Source organism: Kordiimonas lipolytica (assembly GCF_042651265.1).
Classification (GTDB): domain Bacteria; phylum Pseudomonadota; class Alphaproteobacteria; order Sphingomonadales; family Kordiimonadaceae; genus Kordiimonas; species Kordiimonas lipolytica.
In genome coordinates this window covers 649723-669280 of sequence record NZ_JBHSCR010000001.1, presented here as the reverse complement: position 1 = coordinate 669280, position 19558 = coordinate 649723, and the positions used below count along the sequence as shown (strand labels likewise).

Genomic DNA, 19558 nt, shown 5'->3' with positions numbered 1-19558 from the left:
TCTGATGGCATCGCCACCAAATGCATTGATGCGGCAGAAACTGGAACAGCTGTCCCTGGATTTGTTCTGGAGCTGGAGCCACGCTGGAGACGCTGTCTGGCGCCAATTGGATCAGGCCGTATGGGACCGGACGGAAAATCCCCGTTTCCTCCTGCAACAACTGCCTGCAGACCGGTTGGAAGCATGTCTTTCCGACCCGGCCCTCCTGCAGGATGTGAACGCTCTCATCCAGGAACGCCAGCGCTACCGCGACCGCCAGCTGTGGACAGATAATTTACCCAAAGACCTTCGCACACCCCGGAGCATTGCCTACTTCAGTATGGAATTCGGCCTCAGCGAGGCGCTGCCCTTATATGCGGGCGGCCTTGGCATGCTTGCGGGCGACTATCTGAAAGCGGCCAGCGATTTGGGCGTTCCTGCAGTCGGCATCGGTCTCCTGTATCAGGAAGGCTATTGCCGACAGTTTATTGACGCTGCTGGCCAACAGGCGGAAGCATTTCCCTATAGCGAGCCGGCCTACCTGCCGATTGAACCGGTACCGTCGCCGAATGGCAATCACCTCCGCATCCAGCTTGAGCTACCGGGGCGCCTTCTGTCGATAAGGGTCTGGCAGGCCACGGTGGGCCGCGTCAAACTATATCTGCTCGACAGCAACGACCTCCTCAATAGCGCGACCGATCGTGGCATCACCGCGAAACTATACACAAACGATCCGGAAACTCGATTCCTGCAGGAACTTGTTCTGGGCATTGGCGGTTGGCGCCTGATCGAAACGCTGAACCTGCCCATTGATGTCTGCCACCTCAATGAAGGTCATACCGCAATGGTGGTGTTGGCACGAACGCTTTCCATAATGGCGCGTACGGGACGCTCCTTCTGGCCGGCTTTCTGGATAGCCCGCGCCGGTACCATCTTCACCACTCACACGCCCGTAAGTGCAGGGTTTGACCGTTACTCACCTGTCGAAGTACCGCTTCCAACAAATTATATCCGTGATATCCTCAAACGCTATGACATCGAAGCAGACTTGGTTCTGGCACTTGGGCGGCTAAATCCATCAGACACCTCCGAACCGTTCAATATGACATGGCTCGCGGTCCGCGGATCAGCCATGATCAATGGCGTCAGCCAACGGCACGCCCATGTCAGCCAGCAATTATTTGCACCGCTTTACCCCCGATGGCCAACTGAGGAAGTCCCCGTTAGTCACGTAACCAACGGCGTGCATACCCCTTCCTGGGACTCGAAATGGGCGGACGACCTTTGGACTTGCGCCTGCGGCAAAAGCCGCTGGTGCGGTACAACAGAGGAACTGCCAGTTGGCATAGAAAATCTCTCAGATCAGGTGCTGTGGACCTTTCGAGCCCAACAACGGTCTGATCTGATCGTCAAGTTGAGACGCCGGTTGGAAGCCCAGCAGAAAACCCATGCGGGGACAAGGTCGCACGTCGACCCAGACACGCTATTCGATCCCAATGTCTTGACCCTCGGCTTTGCAAGGCGCTTCACCGACTATAAGCGCGCGGGGCTGTTGTTGTCTGACCATGCCCGACTGAAGCGCTTGCTCAACAACCCCAATCGCCCGGTGCAGATTGTGGTGGCAGGCAAGGCACACTCAAACGACCCACAGGGCAAACAATTGGTAGCGGAATGGGTTGCTTTCACCCAACAACCGGATGTCAGCCATCGGGCGGTATTTCTTGAAGACTATGATATCCGGCTGGCGCAGGACTTGGTCGCGGGCGTGGACGTCTGGATCAACACCCCGCGCCCGCCCATGGAAGCCTGTGGCACCAGTGGCATGAAGACCCTGGTGAATGGCGGGCTCAACCTGTCAGTACCCGATGGCTGGTGGGCCGAAGCCCATAACGGCAAATCCGGCTGGGCCATCGGGACAGGTGCCTGGACGAACGGAGTGTCTGGTGTCCTGAGTGAGGCAGAGAAAAACTCCCGAGACACAGCCGATGCCGAGGCTTTGTATCAGGTTCTGGAAAATGAGATCGTTCCTGAATTTTACGAACGACCGGACGGTGCCCTGCCTGACGCCTGGGTCGCAAGGGTACGCACCAGCATGGCCAATCTTGCACCACATTTCAGTGCCAATCGAATGGTACGGGAATACTATAACAGCTATTACTGCCCAGCCGCCGCGGCCTATCATACACGCCAGAAGGAAGGCGGGAAGCTTGGCCAAACGCTTGAAGATTGGAAGAACTTTTTGGTCCGCCACTGGAACCAGATTCATTTTGGCACTTTAGAGAGCGAGCCGTGCGTGCGGGGCGTCGCGTTTTCGGTCCAGGTCTACCTCGGGGAAATTTCACCCGACGAAATACGGGTCGAACTTTATGCCGATGGCGCAGGAACTGGCTCATCACCATTCCGGAAAATCATGACCCGCGCAGACAACCTGCCCGGCGCGGAACACGGCTACATCTACCAACTGACCATCCCGATCGACCGGCCACCATCGGCCTATACGCCGCGCGTCATCGCCCACAATGAACACGCGTTTCTACCAGCCGAGCTACCATTGATCCGCTGGCAGCATTGACAGAACGGTGGCATTGGGGCGGTAATTCATGCGACTACACGGCATGCTATTGTGCCAGCCCAGGAGGCATAGCAATGACAGAGACGATGAATGCAATGGTGCTGCCCCGCCCTGGAAAACCCCTTGAGCTTCGCTCTGTGCCCCGGCCTGCGCCATCCGAGGGTCAGATATTGATCCGTGTCCATGCATGCGCGGTCTGCCGAACTGATCTGCATGTCGCTGACGGAGACCTTAAACACCCCAAACTGCCCCTCATTCCGGGCCATGAAGTGATCGGCACTATCGCAGAGTTGGGGCCGCGGGTCACCGGTTTCAGCATCGGGGACCGTGTCGGTGTGCCCTGGCTGGGTCGCACGTGCGGCGAATGTCCATACTGTCAATCTGGGCGTGAAAATCTGTGTGAGAATGCGGCTTTCACGGGCTATACACTGGATGGCGGCTTTGCCGACTATATGGTGGCTAACCACCACTATTGTTTTCCCGTTCCGGATACATTCAGCGACGTGAATGCTGCCCCGTTAATGTGTGCGGGACTGATTGGCTTCAGGGCATACCGAATGACAGGAAGTGCACAGCATATCGGACTGTATGGTTTCGGAGCGGCCGCCCATATCATGACGCAGATAGCGCGGCATCAGGCGCGAAAGATTTATGCATTCACGAAACCAGGAGACAAAAAAGCACAGGCCTTCGCCAGTTCCCTGGGTGCTACATGGGCGGGTAACAGTGATGAGACGCCACCCCATCCATTGGATGCCGCAATTCTGTTTGCCCCTGTTGGAGATCTGGTACCCATCGCGCTTAGGCGGGTTGCGCCCGGCGGCACAGTGGTTTGCGCAGGTATCCACATGAGCGATATACCGTCCTTTCCCTATGAGTATCTCTGGCAAGAGCGAACGCTACGGTCCGTTGCCAACCTGACACGCGAGGACGGCGAGGCTTTTCTTGCTGAGGCGCCAAAGGTGCCGGTCAAGACCTCCGTACACCTTTATCAGCTCCGGGAGGCCAATCAAGCTCTGGACGATCTGCGCCATGGCCGCTTTGACGGCGCCGCGGTCCTGACCATGATATGACTGGCCATGATATGACTGGCCATGATATGACTGGATTGATGCATTCCAACACCTTATCCTGACCGCACCCAACCTGCAGGGTACGTCGCCCTTTTCCCCGAGCTGCATGCCTACACAGGTGGTGTTACATATGACCATAGCTGGTCGGCTGGTAGGGTTCCAACTCGTAGTGCGCCTCAAGAAATGCGACAAGGTCGGTCAATTCTTTGACTGTCAGCACTGCATTGTAATTGCGCATCTTCGAGATTCCGAAGTCATCGACGTCCTTGCCAGGAAAGCGCTTCGACAATTTGTGGGACGGATTGATGACGGATGTTACCAACTGGCCATAGGTATAGACTTTTCTCATCTTGCCACCCAGCTGCAGCGACATCTCTGGTTCAACATCCCCAAGGTCGAACGCCACCCCTTTCACCGTGTGGCAAGCGGTACACTGGCGGGCCTGGAACACTGCCTGGCCAGAAGCCACATCGCCTTTTGGAAGAGTAAAGCCCTTGGATTGATTATCTCCACACGCTGCCAATGACAGGCAAGCGCATGTCAGCAAAGCTATTCTCCATTTTGACATCGTTATTCTCCTTATTGAATGAAGTGCAGGCTACTTGCCCTGCCCGCTATTTGTCGGGCCTCGCAGAGCGATCAATTGTGACACTGCGGACTTCTCCGCTAACGCCCGGAAACTCGTCAAACAGCGCCGCAATCAGATAAGGCATCATGACTGACAGGTTGGCCGATGCATCCAGTCCATGCACCATACCTTCATAGACGACCGGCTGCCCTTCGCCCGCACGCCGCACTTTCAGCTCCAGAAAATGGACGAATTTTTCCCTGATCTCGACACCGGTGTCAAAGCATTGCATGCCATAGTAAAGCGGGCCTCCTGGCTCATGTGGGCGAAAATGATACCGCATGGAACATCTGGGTAGTCGTGTTATTTCCTCAGGCCCTGGCCCGACACCGTAACCGATCTCAAATACCAGGTCTGTGTCCGGGCTCGTTAAGGGCCGATATCCTACCTTGGCCAAAACCGGTGCTATTTGTGCTGCATAATGTTTGAATTCCGGACCGCCAGTTTTTGCCGGATCTTTGTGCACAAGCCTCACGCGTTCACCATGCGGTTCTTCAAGGGAATGAAAGGACACGACATTACAGTCAACAGAGGAAGCGCACCCCGCAAGCAACAGAATCACAAGACAACAAAACCACCGATTAAATCCTTCCAACATCGTTGTCCTTCCATCTTTTATTGATCATCTCAAAAAAACAGCCCCTACATAGCTTGGTTCTGTTTCACAGTTGCGTCATTCACGGCCGTAATATCCCATCAATTCGGCGCTTTCGATCACATGGGGCTTGGCCGCAGCCAACACCTCGGCGCAGGTCGCGCCATGCCTTACCGGTAATGTATGAACATCGAGCGCTGAAATCTGAAACCGATACCTGTGGGGTGCGTTACGCAAGGGCGGACAGGGTCCGCTATAGCCCGCCAGGCCAAAATCATTGATGGCCTGACGAAAGGACTGCTCATCGGTGGTATTCGTATAGCCGGTTTTCAAACCCGCCCATGTCGGCGGTATGTCGTATGCTGCCCAATGACGAAAGACCCCACTGGGCGCATCCGGGTCTTCGCAGGTTAGCAAAAAGCTCTCCGCCTCTTCTGGTGCGCCCCGCCACCTGAGCGCGGGCGAACAGTTATCACCCTCACAGGTGTAATTAACCGGTATTCTTCCTTTGTCTTCGAAAGCGGAACTGGTCAAACTGAGGCTCATGGCATCCTCCTTAAATGAGCAAGCGTCCCCGCCAGCAGCCCGGTACGAACCTCAGAATGAACGCGCTTCCATCTCGTGTCATTGAGCCAGATCAACATCCGCACCAACCTCTGGCGGCACATCAATAGGTATTCAGGCCTTTTCGTGATAACCTGAACACGCACTTTCCTTCCGGCAGACTGTCGCGGAGATATGAGGATGCAGGAATTCGCAACGGTGACATTCAGCGGTGTCGCAGCAAATCCGGTAATGGAACAGGATGTTGCAACCCGGGTTCGGCGCCTCCAGGAACGCTTCGGCGACATTTATCCCATTCATGTCACCATTGAGGTGCTGTCACCAGACGATGGCCCCTCAGTGAAAGTAGCTGTTGTACTGCATTGGCACGGCCAGCGTATTGGCATCAACTGCCACGGCTTCCTGCCCAGATTGACGGATAGCGTCAGACAGGCGCTTGACGACGCCTTCAGTGGGGCAGTGCACAATATCCGGCAAATGCACTGGCGGCTGGAAGGATTCGGGTCGCAAACACGATCCGATTGCTGCTAAGCGGCAAAGGGGTTCCGTTCTTCCTCCGAAAACGGTTCCTCAGCTTTTTCCTTTTAGGTAATCGAGTGCGCCTTTAATCGTCACCAACTGGGCTGCGTCCTTGTCCGGAATATCCACACCAAGGCGGTCATGAAGCGCGATCACCAAATTCATGATATCCATCGAGTCCAGATCAAGCGCATCGCGCAAGTCCGCGTCCTCGGCCACACCGTCGAGGCTGGCGTCAGGTGCGATAGCCAACAATTCTTCTTCAAAAGCGCGCCGAAGCGCATCATGGGTCATGTGGGACGTCATAGGGCCTCCGGTTTCTGTAGAAGCGTTTCGATGTCGCGCAGGAACAGGGCACCGCGCCTGCCGTCGCCGACCCTATGGTCCGCGGCCAGCGTGCTAATTACCGTGGGGGCAGCCACAAGTGAGCCATCCACAACCAGGGGGCGCTCTTCCACTGTGCCAAAGCCGACAATCGCCACCTGCGGCGGGTGGATAACGCCGTAGACTTCGTCCACGCCGCGATCGCCGAGGCTGGTGATCGTGATCGTCGGGTCCGCAAGTTCCGATCCCTTCAGGCCACCCGCCCGCACCCGGGCAACCAGATCGCGCATCGCGGCCATCAGGTCACTGAGCGACAGGCTGTCAGTGTCGTGGACCGCAGGAGCAATCAAGCCGCCACCTCGTACAGCCACAGCAACACCGCAATGGATGGCGACGCTTGGTGTAAAGGCATCGTCTTCATAAAAGCCGTTCATGTCCGGGAAATTCTTCAGCGCAAGGGCCACGGCTTTCACCAGTAGCGCGCCCATTAGCAATCGGCCCGCCGGCTCTTGCGATCCATTATAATCCTCAAGCCACGCGCTGGCGGCCTGCAGGTCAATCTGGTGCTTGAGGTAATAGTGCGGGATTTCCCGCTTCGACCGGGCCATCGCCCGGCCAATGGCCTTGCGCATCTCGGTGAAATCGATCCCTGATGCACGAGCGGCCTCTCGTGGTGTCGCTTTCGGCGCGCCCTCTAGGTCGCAGCTCGTGACCGCACCACCGGGGCCGGTGCCCTTGATGCCTGACAGGTCAACGCCCGTCTCCGCAGCAAGCTTGCGGGCAGCGGGCGACGCCCGGTGACGCCCGGCGCTTGCGGGGGTGGGTGCCGCCGTGGGTTTAGGTGTCGGTGGTGGCGCTTCCGGCGCGGCTGTAACTTCCTGCGTGGGCTCTAGCGCAACCGCTGACTCCGGTGCAGGTGCAGGCGCGGCCTCTGGCGCCGAAACATCACCGATTTCGGCGAGCGGTGTACCCACCGGCACGGTCTCACCCACTTCGACCAGCAGTTTGCCGACAGTGCCTGCCTCGAACGTCTCGATTTCAATCGCGCCTTTCTGGGTTTCAACAACCGCCACAGTATCACCCTTGGCAACCACGTCACCCGGCGCGATCATCCATTCCACCAGCGTACCGGCCTCCATATCGGCCCCCAGCGACGGCATTTTGAAAAGCCCCATATGCGCCCCCTACCGGCCCATGGCGGCCATGGCCGCGGCGACAATCCTGTCCACTTGCGGCAAGGCAGCGTCTTCAAGATGCTTGGGGTACGGGATCGGGATTTCGGCCGAGCATACCCGGCCCACGGGCGCGTCCAGTTCCCAGAAGGCGCCTTCCATGATCCGGGCGGATATTTCGGCCGCTAGGCTGCCGGTCAGCCAGCCTTCATCCACAACCACCGCGCGCCGGGTTTTCGATACCGTCTCAAGGATCGCGGCATTATCGAGTGGGCGCAGCACGCGAAGGTCCAGCACCTCGGCGCCGATCCCTTCCTCTGTCAGCACCTCTGCGGCCTCCAGCGTTTTCGGCAGGGACCCGCCATAGGTGATCAGGCTAATGTCGGTGCCCGCACGGCGCACAGCGGCAGAGCGAAGGTCCGCAACTGAGGATGTGTCCAACGGCTCCGTTCGTCCATAAAGCATGACATGCTCGAAAATGATCACCGGGTCTGGGTCCTGAAGCGCTGGAGCCAGCATGGCATAGGCATCCTGCACGGTCGCGGGCGCGAGCACCCTCAGCCCCGGGATATGGGCATACCAATTCTCAAGGCTGTGAGAATGCTGGGCCGCCAGTTGCCGCCCGGCACCGGTTGCAATGCGGATCACCAACGGCACACCCACCTGCCCGCCGGACATATGGCGGAAGGTGGCGGCGGTATTCAAAATCTGGTCAAGCGCCAGCAAGCTGAAATTCACCGTCATAATCTCGACAATCGGTCGCATGCCACCAATCGCTGCACCGATGCCGGCGCCAGTGAAGGCTGATTCCGACAGCGGCGTATCGCGCACCCGGTCTTCGCCGAACTCTTCGGCAAGCCCTTTGGTTACAGCGTAAGTGCCGCCATAACGGGCGACATCTTCACCCATGATGAAAACCCGGTCGTCTGCCTTCATGGCGTCGCGTATGGTCCGGCCAACGGCCTCCCGGTATGTCACCTCTTCGGTCATCCCAAAGCCCCTACTTCTTCAAGCATTGTGTTCACGCTTTCCCATTCGCTTGCTTCGGCAAAGGCAACTGCGGCTGTCACTTCCGCTGCCACCTCTTCCTCGATCCGAGCGAGATCGGCCTCATGCGCCATGCCCGCCGCCACCATCCAATCCCGGAAGCGAACCACCGGGCCCTTCTTCTCCCACGCCGCCACTTCGTCTTTCGAGCGGTACAGCTGGGGGTCGAACATGGAATGGGCGCGGAAGCGGTAGGTGCGGCACTCAAGGAAATAGGGCCCTTCAGCCGCACGGATGGCACCCGTGGCACGGCGGGCTGCGGCTTCCACCTCCACCACATTCATGCCATCCACCACTTCAGCAGGTAGCCGGTAACTGGCGGCCTTGGCATGGATATCGGTCTCAGACTCGGATCGGTCGAGCGCTGTGCCCATGGCATAGCCATTGTTTTCGCACACGAACAGGACGGGCAATTTCCATAGCGCCGCGAGATTGAGACTTTCGTGGAACTCGCCTTCTGCTACAGCCCCTTCGCCGAAGAAGCAAACTGTCACCCGGTCGCGCCCCTGCATCTTGTCGGCAAGCGCGAGGCCAACCGCCAGCGGCAGGCCGCCGCCCACGATGGCATTGCCGCCATAAAAGCGCCGCCCGACATCGAAAAGATGCATCGATCCGCCGCGCCCCCGGCAGACACCGTCAATCCTCCCGAACATTTCCGCCATGATGCGATCCGCGGGCACCCCGCGCACAAGCGCATGCCCGTGTTCGCGGTAAGTGGCCACCACGGCATCCTCGGGGCCCAGGGCTTCTGTCACCCCGGTCGCCACAGCCTCTTCACCGATATACAGGTGCAGGAAGCCCCGGATTTTCTCCTGGGTGTAGAGCTCTGCACACTTTTCTTCGAACCGGCGGATACGGGTCATCTGCTTCATCAGGTGCAGGCAATGGTCGCGCGTTAAGTGCGGGCGGACATCGCCTGGGGCATACTTGTTCATTTGAATGTCTCCAGGGTGGACGTGTCGCCCTCCGGTAGCCCGAGCTCACGGGCCTTCAAGAGCCGCCGCATGATCTTTCCGCTCCGGGTTTTCGGCAATTCATCGGCAAATTCGATCACCCGTGGCGCGACAGCCGCGCCAAGGCTGCGCCGGACGTGGGCAAGGATATCGCGTCTCGTCGTCTCGTCGGGTTCAATCCCGTGATGGAGCGTCACGAACGCCTTCACCACCTCGCCCGCGCGTTCGTCCGGCACGCCGATCACCGCGGCTTCCGCCACGGCATCATGCGCCACAAGCGCGCTTTCCACCTCAAATGGGCCAATCAGATGACCAGACGATTTGATCATGTCGTCCGCACGCCCGACGAACCAATAATAGCCGTCCGTGTCGCGCATAGCCAGATCGCCGCTCAGGTACCAGCCGCCCTTGAAGCATTTCTCGTAGCGCGCTGTCTCGTGCAGATATCCGCGGAACATCGAGGGCCAGCCGGGCCTGAGAGCCAACTCACCCACCTCACCCGCAGACGTGATTTCCCGCACGCTACCATCCTCGCGCAGTTCAACGATGCCCGCGTCAATACCTGGCAGCGGGCGCCCCATCGACCCCGGTTTGATATCACCTATGGCCAGATTGCCAATCATGATCGCGCCGGTTTCCGTCTGCCACCAATTGTCATGGAATGGTTTACCAAAAACGTCAGCGCTCCAGATCACCGCTTCAGGGTTCAGGGGTTCCCCCACCGACGCCAGGAACCTGAGCGCCGACAGATCATATTCGCGCGCCAAGTCGCCTCCCGCCTTCATCAACATGCGGATGGCTGTGGGCGCGCTATACCAAACCGTTACCTTTTGATCCTGCAGTATGGTGTACCAGCGCTCGGGGTTGAACTCTGCCTCGTCAACAATCATGGTCGCACCGGTCGTCAGCGGCGCAATAATGCCATAGGAGGTGCCTGTCACCCAACCGGGATCGGCGGTGCACCAGATGATATCGTCTTTCCTGAGATCAAGAGCGTACTGCGCCGACACATGATGCGCCAGCACCGCTTCATGCACATGGAACGCCCCCTTGGGCTTACCGGTCGTACCGCTGGTGAAATGCAGAAGCGCCATGTCATGCGGCCTCGTTTGTGCCACAGGGAAGCCGGGATCACCGGCTGCCAACAGGGTATCAAACGACAGCGTATCATCCGGCAGGTCATCCGCATCTCCCACGATCAGGACGTGCTTGAGCGTTGGCAACTCGCCCCTGATGTGGGCGATTTTTTTCTGATAGAATGCTTTCGTGGTCACAAGCACAGCACCTTCGCCGATACTGATGCGTGCCTTGATGGGGTCCGGCCCAAATGCTGAAAAAAGCGGACAGAACACGGCACCACGCCTGAGTGTGCCCAAAGCGGTGACATAAAGTGCGGGCTCTCGTCCCATCAGCGCGAAAACCCGCTCCCCCTGCTCAATGCCCAGATGATCAAGGACCGACGCGAACCGGGCCGTATCGCGCGCCAGGTCGGCGTAACTGATATCGCGACAGTTACCCGATTTCCCGAGCCAGCGGATGGCGGTCTTCTCGCAGCCGTTCCACATCACATGCCGGTCAACCGCCTCATAAGCAATATTGAGCCCGCCTTCCGGCAATCCGTCCAACTGGCGTCCGGCTGCCTTCCAGGAAAAGGTCGAACAAAGGGCCTCATAGTCCTTGCCATGCCAAAGCAGGGCTTGACCGATCCGCTGCTCCAGCGGCGAAGATTGTGACACGAATGACTTGTCCTCTGTGGGCAGCATCTGACAATCCCTCCTGTTCGCAGTATCCACGAAGCGTAAATGCCACCATTAAGCATAAGGAGCGACGATCAATCGTCATTGACAGAAATCAATATGAACCGTTTGGTCTACCCGCGTGAGGCACGCAGTCAGATGCATGAAGCACAGGCAGCATAGAGACCTTCAGCTTCACCAATTGACAGGCTCGCTGATCTACCAGTGTGCTTTCTGACTCACAACGGTAATTCAGCACTAACTGGAAACAATCATATTCAACCTGAAAGGGACGTGGCGTAGCTTTGATATTGGCCAATATCCGTGACCTGCGCGTCACTTTCCTGCAAAAAAGGTCTTGACGTTAAAAAGCTGTGTCTAGTGCAACGAGTATAGTAGTTGAGTTTAGACATGTTCCTGAACCTCCCTTCCTCACCGGACGCTTGCCTTTCCTGTGAAAGGCTTTCGATAGTCGTCTGCATCGACAAGTGTCCGTCAGCCATATTTACAGGACATCGTCGGCGGCCCTATCAGTATCAGGGCTCACTCAGTTTGGAGCTATTCAGTTTCTCTTAATTTTTCTTGCAAGATCTTCATCCGCAACACAGCCTGTTCCGCCGCGTCAAAAAACGGCAGGAGAACCAGTGTCGCCCCTTTCTCTCTGAGGATTTCCCTATCGTGGGAGCGCTGAGTAGATATTGCGATTCCGGCGCTGCAGTGTTGCTGTTTCAACCCTTCCAGAAGGATGAGACGAGGATCCTCATGAGTGACGCCGATATCATGCTGGGGCATGGCGGAGACAATCCACTTGACGCCATTTAATGGCAGGCTGGCGATAAATGCCGGATCGCTCGCATCTCCATAAATGGCCGCATGCCCCTGTGCCCGCCAGCGGCGAACCTCATCCGGATTGAAATCTACCACCAGCAAGCTGTATTCCTGCTGTAACAGATAGTGTGCAATGGCTTTTCCGTACCGACCGATACCAAAAAGGATAACGTCGTATTCCCCTTTGGCCAGGAGCTGCTGTTCGAGTTTTTCCTCACGGTAGGGCTTCTTCCGTTCGAATAGGTCGAACCAAGGCTCCAGCCTGCCATAAAGGCCGTGGGAATAAGTGATCATATAAACCGACAGGGAAATCGTAATCAGCCCAACCAGAGTCACTAGCCCCAACGATTCCGCCGAGACATGCCCCAGCGTGAGTCCCATCGCCATAAAGATGAGCGAAAACTCGCTGATCTGGGCGACGGTCAGTCCAGCCAGAAATCCGGTGCGTTTTCTATACCCCATCAAACCCATAATGATCATCACGATCAGCGGGTTACCGATAAGCACAAAGACAGAAAAGGCCAGTGCGGGAGCAACTTGCGCGCCAAGCAAACCGAGATCGAGCTGCGAGCCCAGTGCAATGAAGAAAAACAACAGGAGGAAATCCCGCAGAGAGGAAAGGCCCGCCACGATGGCTTCGCGGAATGGCGTGGAGGCCAGCGATATCCCGGCGAGCAAGCCACCCAACTCTTTACTGAAACCAAGCTCGCTGCCAATGGTGGCCAGAAGCGCAGCCCATGCAATGGCAAAAATAATCAGCAGTTCTTGTGAGTGGGCGATGCGGCTAACCAGCGGCGTCGCGAGGTGGCGAATAAAAAGCAGGATAAAACCTAGCATCAGAATGCCGTAGAACACGTTAGTGCTGATATGTACGAACACCGAACCATCATTCCCCTCCTGGGCACCCACACCGAAGGCGGACAGAACCATCATCGCCAACACGACGACAAGGTCCTGCACAATCAGAAAGCCAATGGCGATCCGGCCATGTAGGGAATCGACTTCGCGTTTATCTGAGAGCAGTTTGACGATGATGATGGTGCTGGAGAAGGTCAGCGCCACGGCAACATAGAGAGAAGTGACCGTATCCAGCCCCAGCGCAAGACCGATGAGAAAACCTATCACCGAGGTGAACGTCACTTGCCCCAGCCCTGTTGCTAGCGCTACGGGGCCAAGGGTACGGATCAGCTTCAAATCCAGTTTCAGGCCGACCAGAAATAGCAGCACGGCGATGCCGAGCTCTGCCAGCAACTCGATATGTTCGTGCGACTGCACAATCCCGAGGGCTGAGGGGCCGGCCAGTACGCCGACTGCAATGAAGCTGACGATCATCGGCTGGCGCAGCAACAAGCCTACGGAACCGATAACAGCGGCCAGGGCAATGAGCGCCGTCAGTTCATAGAACGGCGAGGCATGCAGGAAGCTAAGATCGGGCATGATCATTCGTCACTTTTTGTGATGCCCGAAGGCGGACCTGTTTTTCGATTTCGATGATCGCGAACAGGGCCACGCCGACACCGACAATCAGCAGGCCATCCAGGAATGGGATGGACTCTGTGGCAAAGACCGTCTGCAAGAGCGGCAGATAGGTAATCGCGAATTGCGCGGCAGTGATGACGATGACCACCGTCCAAACCATCTTGGTCCCGCGCACCGCCTTCCATGTCAGCGAAGTGCCATAGATATTCCGGATAAAGAACAGGTGGAATATTTCCATCACCACCAGCGCGTTGAGCGCGATGGTGCGGGCGAGTTCTACCGAATAGCCCCGGTCAACTGCATAGTGATACATGCCGAACACGCCGCAAAGGAACAGCAACGACACCAGCACGATATGCCAGACCAGCCCGCCGGTTAACAGCGGTTCATCACGAGGGCGCGGCGGACGGCGCATGGTACTTTCTTCCGTCGGTTCAAAAGCAAGCGCGATGCCCAGTGTTACAGCGGTAATGAGATTGACCCACAGAATCTGGACGGGTGTTATCGGCAGTGTCATCCCAGCCAGCAACGCGACAATGATGGTCATCGCTTCGCCTGCGTTGGTGGGAAGCGTCCAACTGATCACTTTCTTGATGTTGTCGTAGACGGTGCGGCCTTCCCATACTGCGGCGGCTATGGAGGCAAAGTTATCGTCTGCCAGCACAAGTTCCGCCGCTTCCTTGGCCGCTTCACTGCCTTTTAAGCCCATGGCGATACCCGCATCGGCGCGTTTCAGGGCGGGCGCGTCATTCACGCCATCCCCGGTCATCGCAACTGTCATGCCATGCGATTGCAGCGCCATGACCAACCGCAGTTTATGTTCCGGGCTGGTGCGGGCGAAGATGTCACAAGCCAGCACGGTCTGACGCAGTACCGCGTCGTCCATACCGTCGAGATCGCGTCCGGTCAGAACCTTTTCCGGGTTTTGCAATCCGATTTGCTTGCCGATAGCAGCCGCCGTTTTTGCATGGTCGCCCGTGATCATTTTCACACGGATGCCTGCGCCGTGGCATTCCTTGACTGCCGCAATCGCCTCTGCACGCGGCGGGTCGATCATCCCTGTCATACCCAGCAGTGTGAGTGTACCTTCAACATCCCCATGTTCGAGCACCGTATGGTCCGACTTCACCGGTCTCACCGCAACGGCGAGCACACGCTCCCCAAGCGCGGCGATAGCCTCGGCTTTCCCGTGCCAGTAAGCAATATCCAGTGCTTCCGTATAACCGTTCATGGCGCGCTGATCCTGACACATGGCAAGTATCTGTTCCGGAGCGCCCTTGACGAACACAAACGCATGGCGTTCATGGTCGTGATTCAGTGTCGCCATGAAGCGGTGCTTGGCATCGAACGGAATAGCGTCCGTGCGTGTCCACGCCGCCTGTGTCTTGCGGACATCCACATCCATTTTTCCAGCAAAGGCTAGGAGCGCCCCCTCCATCGGGTCGCCCTCTACCGTCCATACGCCATCATGCTCGCGCAGGAATGCATCGTTGCAGAGTGCCGCCGCACGCGCGAGTTCTTCCAGCACGGCATGTTCGGAAGGTGCGACATGTGCATCTTCTAGCTTGAGCAGTCCTTCAGGCGCATATCCGTCGCCTTCCAAGGCGAAAAGATGCTGACAGGTAAGCACAGAGGCTACCATCATCTCGTTGCGTGTGAGCGTGCCGGTTTTGTCGGTGCAGATAACGGAAACCGATCCCAGTGTTTCAATTGCCGGCAAACGCCGTACGATGGCATTGCGCCGCGCCATAGCCTGTACGCCGATCGCCAGCGTAATGGTCAGGACAGCAGGCAACCCCTCGGGGATCGCGGCAACTGATAGCCCTACCACCGCCATGAACATCTCTGTGAATTCATGGTGGCCGACAAAATATCCGTAAGCCAGCAACAACGCGGCAATCAGCAGAATGAGGATGGTCAGCCATTTAGCGAAGATACCCATCTGCGCCACAAGCGGCGTGGTCAGTGTTTCAACTTCTGAAATCAGCCCGCTGATGCGTCCGATTTCGGTCTGGCTGCCGGTGCCTACGACAGCGCCTTTGGCTTGGCCAGCCGTCACCAACGTGCCGGAAAATGCCATGCACGACCGGTCGCCGAGAGCGACGTCACTGGCCACTGGTTTAGTATGTTTCTCGACCGGCAATGACTCGCCGGTCAGAATAGCCTCCTGCACCGACATGCCATGCGCGGTTAGAAGGCGCAGATCGGCGGGCACTTTGTCTCCCGCTTCAAGCAAGACAATGTCACCGGGAACGAGCGCTTCGCCTTCTATGCGGTGTCTTTCCCCATCGCGGAGCACATTGGCGCGGGGCGCCAGCATATGGCGGATGGCCTCCATCGCCTTTTCCGCCTTGCCTTCCTGAATGAACCCGATAAGGGCATTGGCGACAACCACGGCCAGGATCACGCCCGTATCGATCCAGTGGTCGAGCGCAGCTGTAATCGCAGCGGAGCCGATCAGCACATAGATCAGGATATGATGGAATTGCTGCAGAAAACGCTTGAAGCCGCTGCGACGGGCGGCTTCCGGCAGTCGGTTGGGGCCGTATTCCGCGAGCCGCTTTGTTGCTTCAACATGCGAAAGCCCGCCCGCCGGAGCTTTAAGAAGCTCCAACGAATTTTCAGTAGATAACGTGTGCCATGATTTCTGGCTCTCGTCCGCGCCCGCCTTTTCCATTATCACCCTATACCTTCAGTACGCTTTCACTGGTGAGACAAACCCCTGTGGTTTAAGTGCCATCAATGAACAGGAGAGATTCTGCACGATATTCTCCGCCGTATTACCGATGATGAAGCCAGGGATGCCGGTACGGGCAACCGTACCCATCACCAGAATGTCGATCTTCTTGTCCGTCACGAAAGACGGGATACATTCCTCGGCCTTGCCGCGCAGATGGTGCACCCGGCAGTTGCCGGAAATGCCGGATGCCTTGATCAGCCCCTCAAGTGCCGTGCGGTGTTTGTGTTGGGTGCCCTGAACAGCTTCTGCAATTTGCGCATCCGTGGCTTTTATCCAGATGCTGTCGCGCAGGAAGGATTCGAACTCGTAATCCCAGCAGGAAACGATATGCAACTCGCCGCTGCAGCTATCTGCCAGCGAGCGCGACAATTCCAACATGCGCTTTGATAGAGCCTTCGCCGCTTGTTCCATGCTCTCCGGGTCAATGGCCACGGCGACCTGAATATGCTGTCTTGAATGTGCAATCGGGCGGCATAGCCACATTGCACAAGGACATTGGCGCAGCAACTCCATATCGATAGCCTTAAAGCCGCTGTCACTGCCTTTGAGAAGCTCAGCCTCCTTTATCAACAGGTCGTGCCCGTGCCGGAGCACATACTGAATGATCTTTATGGACGGAGTATTGTCGCTAACGAGTTCAATCGTAATATCGACAATGCCTTCTTTTTGCTTGATAGCTTTTTTGGTCGAACGTATCGACGCTTCAGCCTGAGCAACAAGCGCCTCTTCGTACTTCTTCCGGTAGTCAGGAAATTCTTCTGGAAATTCCGGGCACACAACCAGAACCCCCAATGGAGCGCCGTTATTCCGTGCCAGACTCAGTGCCTGCTTTAGTCCCTCGGTTTCGTCAGCGACACCATAGCTAACATAGAGCGGATTGTGGTAGTGACGCATATTTAGCCTCCTTGATTCCGAGGTCCACGACCCCAAAAATGTGCATGGCCTGCGTGCATCATGTTTAAGCTGGATGCACGTACAACCCACAGGCTATGGTGTCAGCGCGACCTTGAGGACACCATCTCGCTGGTTCGCAAACAGTTCATAGGCCTCCTCAATGTCCTCAAGCGCAAAGCGATGTGTTACCAGTGGGCTGGTATCCACGCGTTCGGAATCAATGACTTCCATCAAACGGCGCATGCGCTCCTTGCCGCCAGGACACAGCGTAGTGATAATCCGATGGTCACCGAGACCAGCCTGAAACGCATCTAGGGGAATTTTCAGATCGCCGGAATACACACCCAACGAAGACAAGGTTCCCCCTGGCCGCAACACACGGAGAGCCACTTCGAAGGTTTCCTGACGACCAAGCGCCTCTACCGCAACGTCCACGCCCCGTCCATCCGTCAGTCGCATGATTTCGTCCACCGGATTGACCTTGGTATAGTCGACAACATAGTCAGCTCCCATCCTGCGGGCGATAGTCATGCGCTCAGGTATCGCGTCAACGCCGATGATCATGGTGGCTCCCATCAGGCGCGCGCCTGCGGTTGCACAGAGCCCGATGGGACCTTGCGCAAATATCGCCACGGTATCACCTATGCGCACCTGGCCGGATTCCACACCGGAAAAGCCGGTTGACATGATATCCGGGCACATAAGCACTTGCTCATCCGTCAGTCCGTCCGGTATTAAAGCAAGGTTTGTCATTGCATCCGGAACCAGCAAATACTCTGCCTGGGCACCATCAATGGTATTGCCAAAACGCCATCCGCCGAGTGGCTTGAAGCCATGCTTCGTTCCCGCTCCATCCTGGGAATGATGGCCGCAAAGGCACGCTGCACTGTGCCCGCTTGGGGTAATAGCTCCAGCAATTACCCGCTGACCTTCTTCATATCCGGTCACGGCCGAGCCAAGCTTTTCAATGATGCCCACGGGTTCGTGACCGATGGTAAGGCCCTTTGCGACCGGATATTCCCCTTTCAGAATGTGGATGTCGGTGCCACAGATGGTGGTCGTCGTAATGCGGATCAGAGCGTCAAGAGGCCCCACATCCGGTATAGGCTTCTCATCAAGTACAATTCTGTTTGGTTCGACAAATACTGCAGCTTTCATTGTTTTAGCCATGGCTGTTCCTCCTCCAGACGCCACGTAGGACCAGAATTCACTGTGAACTCAGTACGAGCAGAGAAGTCCAATCATTCACCAGCGACTGTAAAAGCGACTGTAAATCCCTAATTGTAAACTAGGGCCATGCGGACGCATGCACATTGATCATAATCAAACAAGGCTTCTCTGGTAAGGGAGCAACTACCGACTGCATTCACACATTAGGTTGCCAATCAGAGCGGGCACTTCCCCGACAGCCCCTTAGACGAACAAGCATTGCACCCCAGCCACCCCTATCCGAAGAAGTCACTGGCTGGAGTTTCAAGCCAACTTTCAGAACTGATAGCCCAGTTCTTAGCCGCGCCAGTTGGTGTAGCCTGTCCAAGCAGCTGTGAGCAATAAGGCAACCAGCAAAGCAAGCAACCCTGCCGCCATCAGAATTGACTGTTTTCGACTAGGACCATTGCTTCCACCCTTGCTTTCTTCGGCTTGATATAGTGGAACAAGCAGGGCATCGACACCGCTCATGATAACGAGTGCTACCGCAAAAAGTATCAGCTTGGTTGCCAGCCAGGGTGCCTCGACAGGCGCTCCCGACAAGTGGGACAGAATGCCAGCCCCCAAAAGAACAAGCACAAAACCAGCTTGCAATACACGCTCTACGACCCGCATGGCTTTGGAGGCCACTGAGGCCCCACTTGGTGCTCCGACCCAGTCAATCACCAACCAAAGAAGCGCAAAAACCCAAATGCCGACCATAGAGCCATCACCAAGCGTGATCAGTGCGAGGTTATTCGATAATTGTAACCCCATGGGCAACATCAGGATAAGCGCTGCCTTTGGAAGACGTTGTACATAGGCAAGATTTTGAAGGTGCAGTTGACCTTCAGGCTCGGAAAGCATCTCTCGATACCGACACAACAGCAAAACCAATAGAGCAACAATCGAACCCAGCCAAACACCAAACAGTGTGATGTGCAGAAAAGTGTGAAAATGGTGCTCCATGAAACAGTCCTCCCATTAGGTACAGTTATTGTGCAATAGTCGGCAATATATAGCAGACCAGCGTGTCTATTGTCGACTGACATAGATATAACTTGGCCAGCGCGTTTAAGGTTAAATCTGCTTCCAGCAACCTCCAAGGCAACATCCACATCAATGCCCCGTTATCGATCCGGGCTGACCATCTTAGAATGACCCAGAATACGCTGGGCAGCCCTCAGGTTCTTCGTCTACTTGTATGTCGCCGAGATCTCGGTATGTCAGAGCGAATGAGTGCCATGATTGCTTTTGATACAACCCG

General features: G+C 56.7%; 16 protein-coding genes. 3 read left to right on the top strand and 13 right to left on the bottom strand.

Annotated elements, in window-relative coordinates; translation table 11 throughout:
- Nucleotides 1-4 precede the first annotated feature (4 nt).
- Together glgP and ACFO5Q_RS03160 are read left to right on the top strand one after the other, a co-directional pair.
- Entirely contained in the window at nucleotides 5-2551 is a 2547-nt protein-coding gene (glgP, locus tag ACFO5Q_RS03165; RefSeq protein WP_068147877.1) for an alpha-glucan family phosphorylase, read from the top strand.
- An 86-nt stretch (nucleotides 2552-2637) separates the two neighbouring features.
- Nucleotides 2638-3624 carry a zinc-dependent alcohol dehydrogenase family protein gene (locus ACFO5Q_RS03160; RefSeq protein ID WP_068147974.1) on the top strand — a complete coding sequence of 329 codons (987 nt, stop codon included), beginning with the start codon at nucleotides 2638-2640 and terminating at the stop codon, nucleotides 3622-3624.
- A gap of 124 nt (nucleotides 3625-3748) precedes the next feature.
- On the opposite strand, the gene ACFO5Q_RS03155 is transcribed toward ACFO5Q_RS03160, so the two are convergent.
- The 3 genes from ACFO5Q_RS03155 to ACFO5Q_RS03145 all read right to left on the bottom strand — a co-directional run bounded on the left by ACFO5Q_RS03155 (nucleotide 3749) and on the right by ACFO5Q_RS03145 (nucleotide 5393).
- Nucleotides 3749-4192 (bottom strand): c-type cytochrome, encoded by a 444-nt coding sequence (locus ACFO5Q_RS03155; protein ID WP_082719878.1) that lies wholly within the window; start codon nucleotides 4190-4192, stop codon nucleotides 3749-3751.
- Between the two features lie 46 nt (nucleotides 4193-4238).
- Nucleotides 4239-4535, bottom strand: coding sequence for a hypothetical protein (locus ACFO5Q_RS03150; protein WP_068147875.1), 297 nt, complete (start codon nucleotides 4533-4535; stop codon nucleotides 4239-4241).
- Nucleotides 4536-4925: 390 nt separating this feature from the next.
- The gene (locus ACFO5Q_RS03145) at nucleotides 4926-5393 is read right to left on the bottom strand and encodes a YbhB/YbcL family Raf kinase inhibitor-like protein (RefSeq protein ID WP_068147872.1); all 468 of its coding nucleotides are present in this window, start codon (nucleotides 5391-5393) and stop codon (nucleotides 4926-4928) included.
- Between the two features lie 198 nt (nucleotides 5394-5591).
- Between ACFO5Q_RS03145 and ACFO5Q_RS03140 the strand changes: the two genes are divergently transcribed.
- Nucleotides 5592-5942, top strand: a complete 351-nt coding sequence (locus tag ACFO5Q_RS03140; protein ID WP_068147869.1) for a hypothetical protein — start codon at nucleotides 5592-5594, stop codon at nucleotides 5940-5942.
- A 39-nt stretch (nucleotides 5943-5981) separates the two neighbouring features.
- Here the strand turns inward: ACFO5Q_RS03140 and ACFO5Q_RS03135 are convergent, their stop codons facing one another.
- The 10 genes from ACFO5Q_RS03135 to ACFO5Q_RS03090 all read right to left on the bottom strand — a co-directional run bounded on the left by ACFO5Q_RS03135 (nucleotide 5982) and on the right by ACFO5Q_RS03090 (nucleotide 19260).
- Nucleotides 5982-6236 carry an acyl carrier protein gene (locus ACFO5Q_RS03135; RefSeq protein ID WP_197421082.1) on the bottom strand — a complete coding sequence of 85 codons (255 nt, stop codon included), beginning with the start codon at nucleotides 6234-6236 and terminating at the stop codon, nucleotides 5982-5984.
- Nucleotides 6233-7429, bottom strand: a complete 1197-nt coding sequence (locus ACFO5Q_RS03130; protein WP_068147866.1) for a dihydrolipoamide acetyltransferase family protein — start codon at nucleotides 7427-7429, stop codon at nucleotides 6233-6235. The genes ACFO5Q_RS03135 and ACFO5Q_RS03130 overlap by 4 nt, the downstream gene beginning before the upstream one ends.
- Nucleotides 7430-7438: 9 nt before the next feature.
- A complete protein-coding gene (locus ACFO5Q_RS03125) occupies nucleotides 7439-8416 on the bottom strand; it encodes an alpha-ketoacid dehydrogenase subunit beta (protein WP_068147862.1) in 978 nt (325 codons plus the stop codon).
- A complete protein-coding gene (gene pdhA / locus ACFO5Q_RS03120; RefSeq protein ID WP_068147859.1) occupies nucleotides 8413-9408 on the bottom strand; it encodes a pyruvate dehydrogenase (acetyl-transferring) E1 component subunit alpha in 996 nt (331 codons plus the stop codon). The genes ACFO5Q_RS03125 and pdhA overlap by 4 nt, the downstream gene beginning before the upstream one ends.
- The gene (gene acsA, locus ACFO5Q_RS03115) at nucleotides 9405-11189 is read right to left on the bottom strand and encodes an acetate--CoA ligase (RefSeq protein WP_082719877.1); all 1785 of its coding nucleotides are present in this window, start codon (nucleotides 11187-11189) and stop codon (nucleotides 9405-9407) included. Before acsA ends, pdhA begins: the two co-directional genes overlap by 4 nt.
- A 531-nt stretch (nucleotides 11190-11720) precedes the next feature.
- Nucleotides 11721-13427, bottom strand: coding sequence for a cation:proton antiporter (locus tag ACFO5Q_RS03110; protein ID WP_068147963.1), 1707 nt, complete (start codon nucleotides 13425-13427; stop codon nucleotides 11721-11723).
- On the bottom strand, nucleotides 13414-16146 hold the full coding sequence (locus ACFO5Q_RS03105) for a cation-transporting P-type ATPase (protein WP_068147857.1): 2733 nt from the start codon (nucleotides 16144-16146) through the stop codon (nucleotides 13414-13416). The genes ACFO5Q_RS03110 and ACFO5Q_RS03105 overlap by 14 nt, the downstream gene beginning before the upstream one ends.
- Before the next feature lie 15 nt (nucleotides 16147-16161).
- Complete coding sequence (locus tag ACFO5Q_RS03100) at nucleotides 16162-17103, bottom strand: universal stress protein (protein ID WP_068147854.1); 942 nt, start codon at nucleotides 17101-17103, stop codon at nucleotides 16162-16164.
- Between the two features lie 93 nt (nucleotides 17104-17196).
- Nucleotides 17197-18273, bottom strand: a complete 1077-nt coding sequence (locus ACFO5Q_RS03095; RefSeq protein ID WP_068147851.1) for an NAD(P)-dependent alcohol dehydrogenase — start codon at nucleotides 18271-18273, stop codon at nucleotides 17197-17199.
- 336 nt (nucleotides 18274-18609) lie between these two features.
- Entirely contained in the window at nucleotides 18610-19260 is a 651-nt protein-coding gene (locus ACFO5Q_RS03090) for a hypothetical protein (protein WP_068147848.1), read from the bottom strand.
- Between the last annotated feature and the right edge of the window lie 298 nt (nucleotides 19261-19558).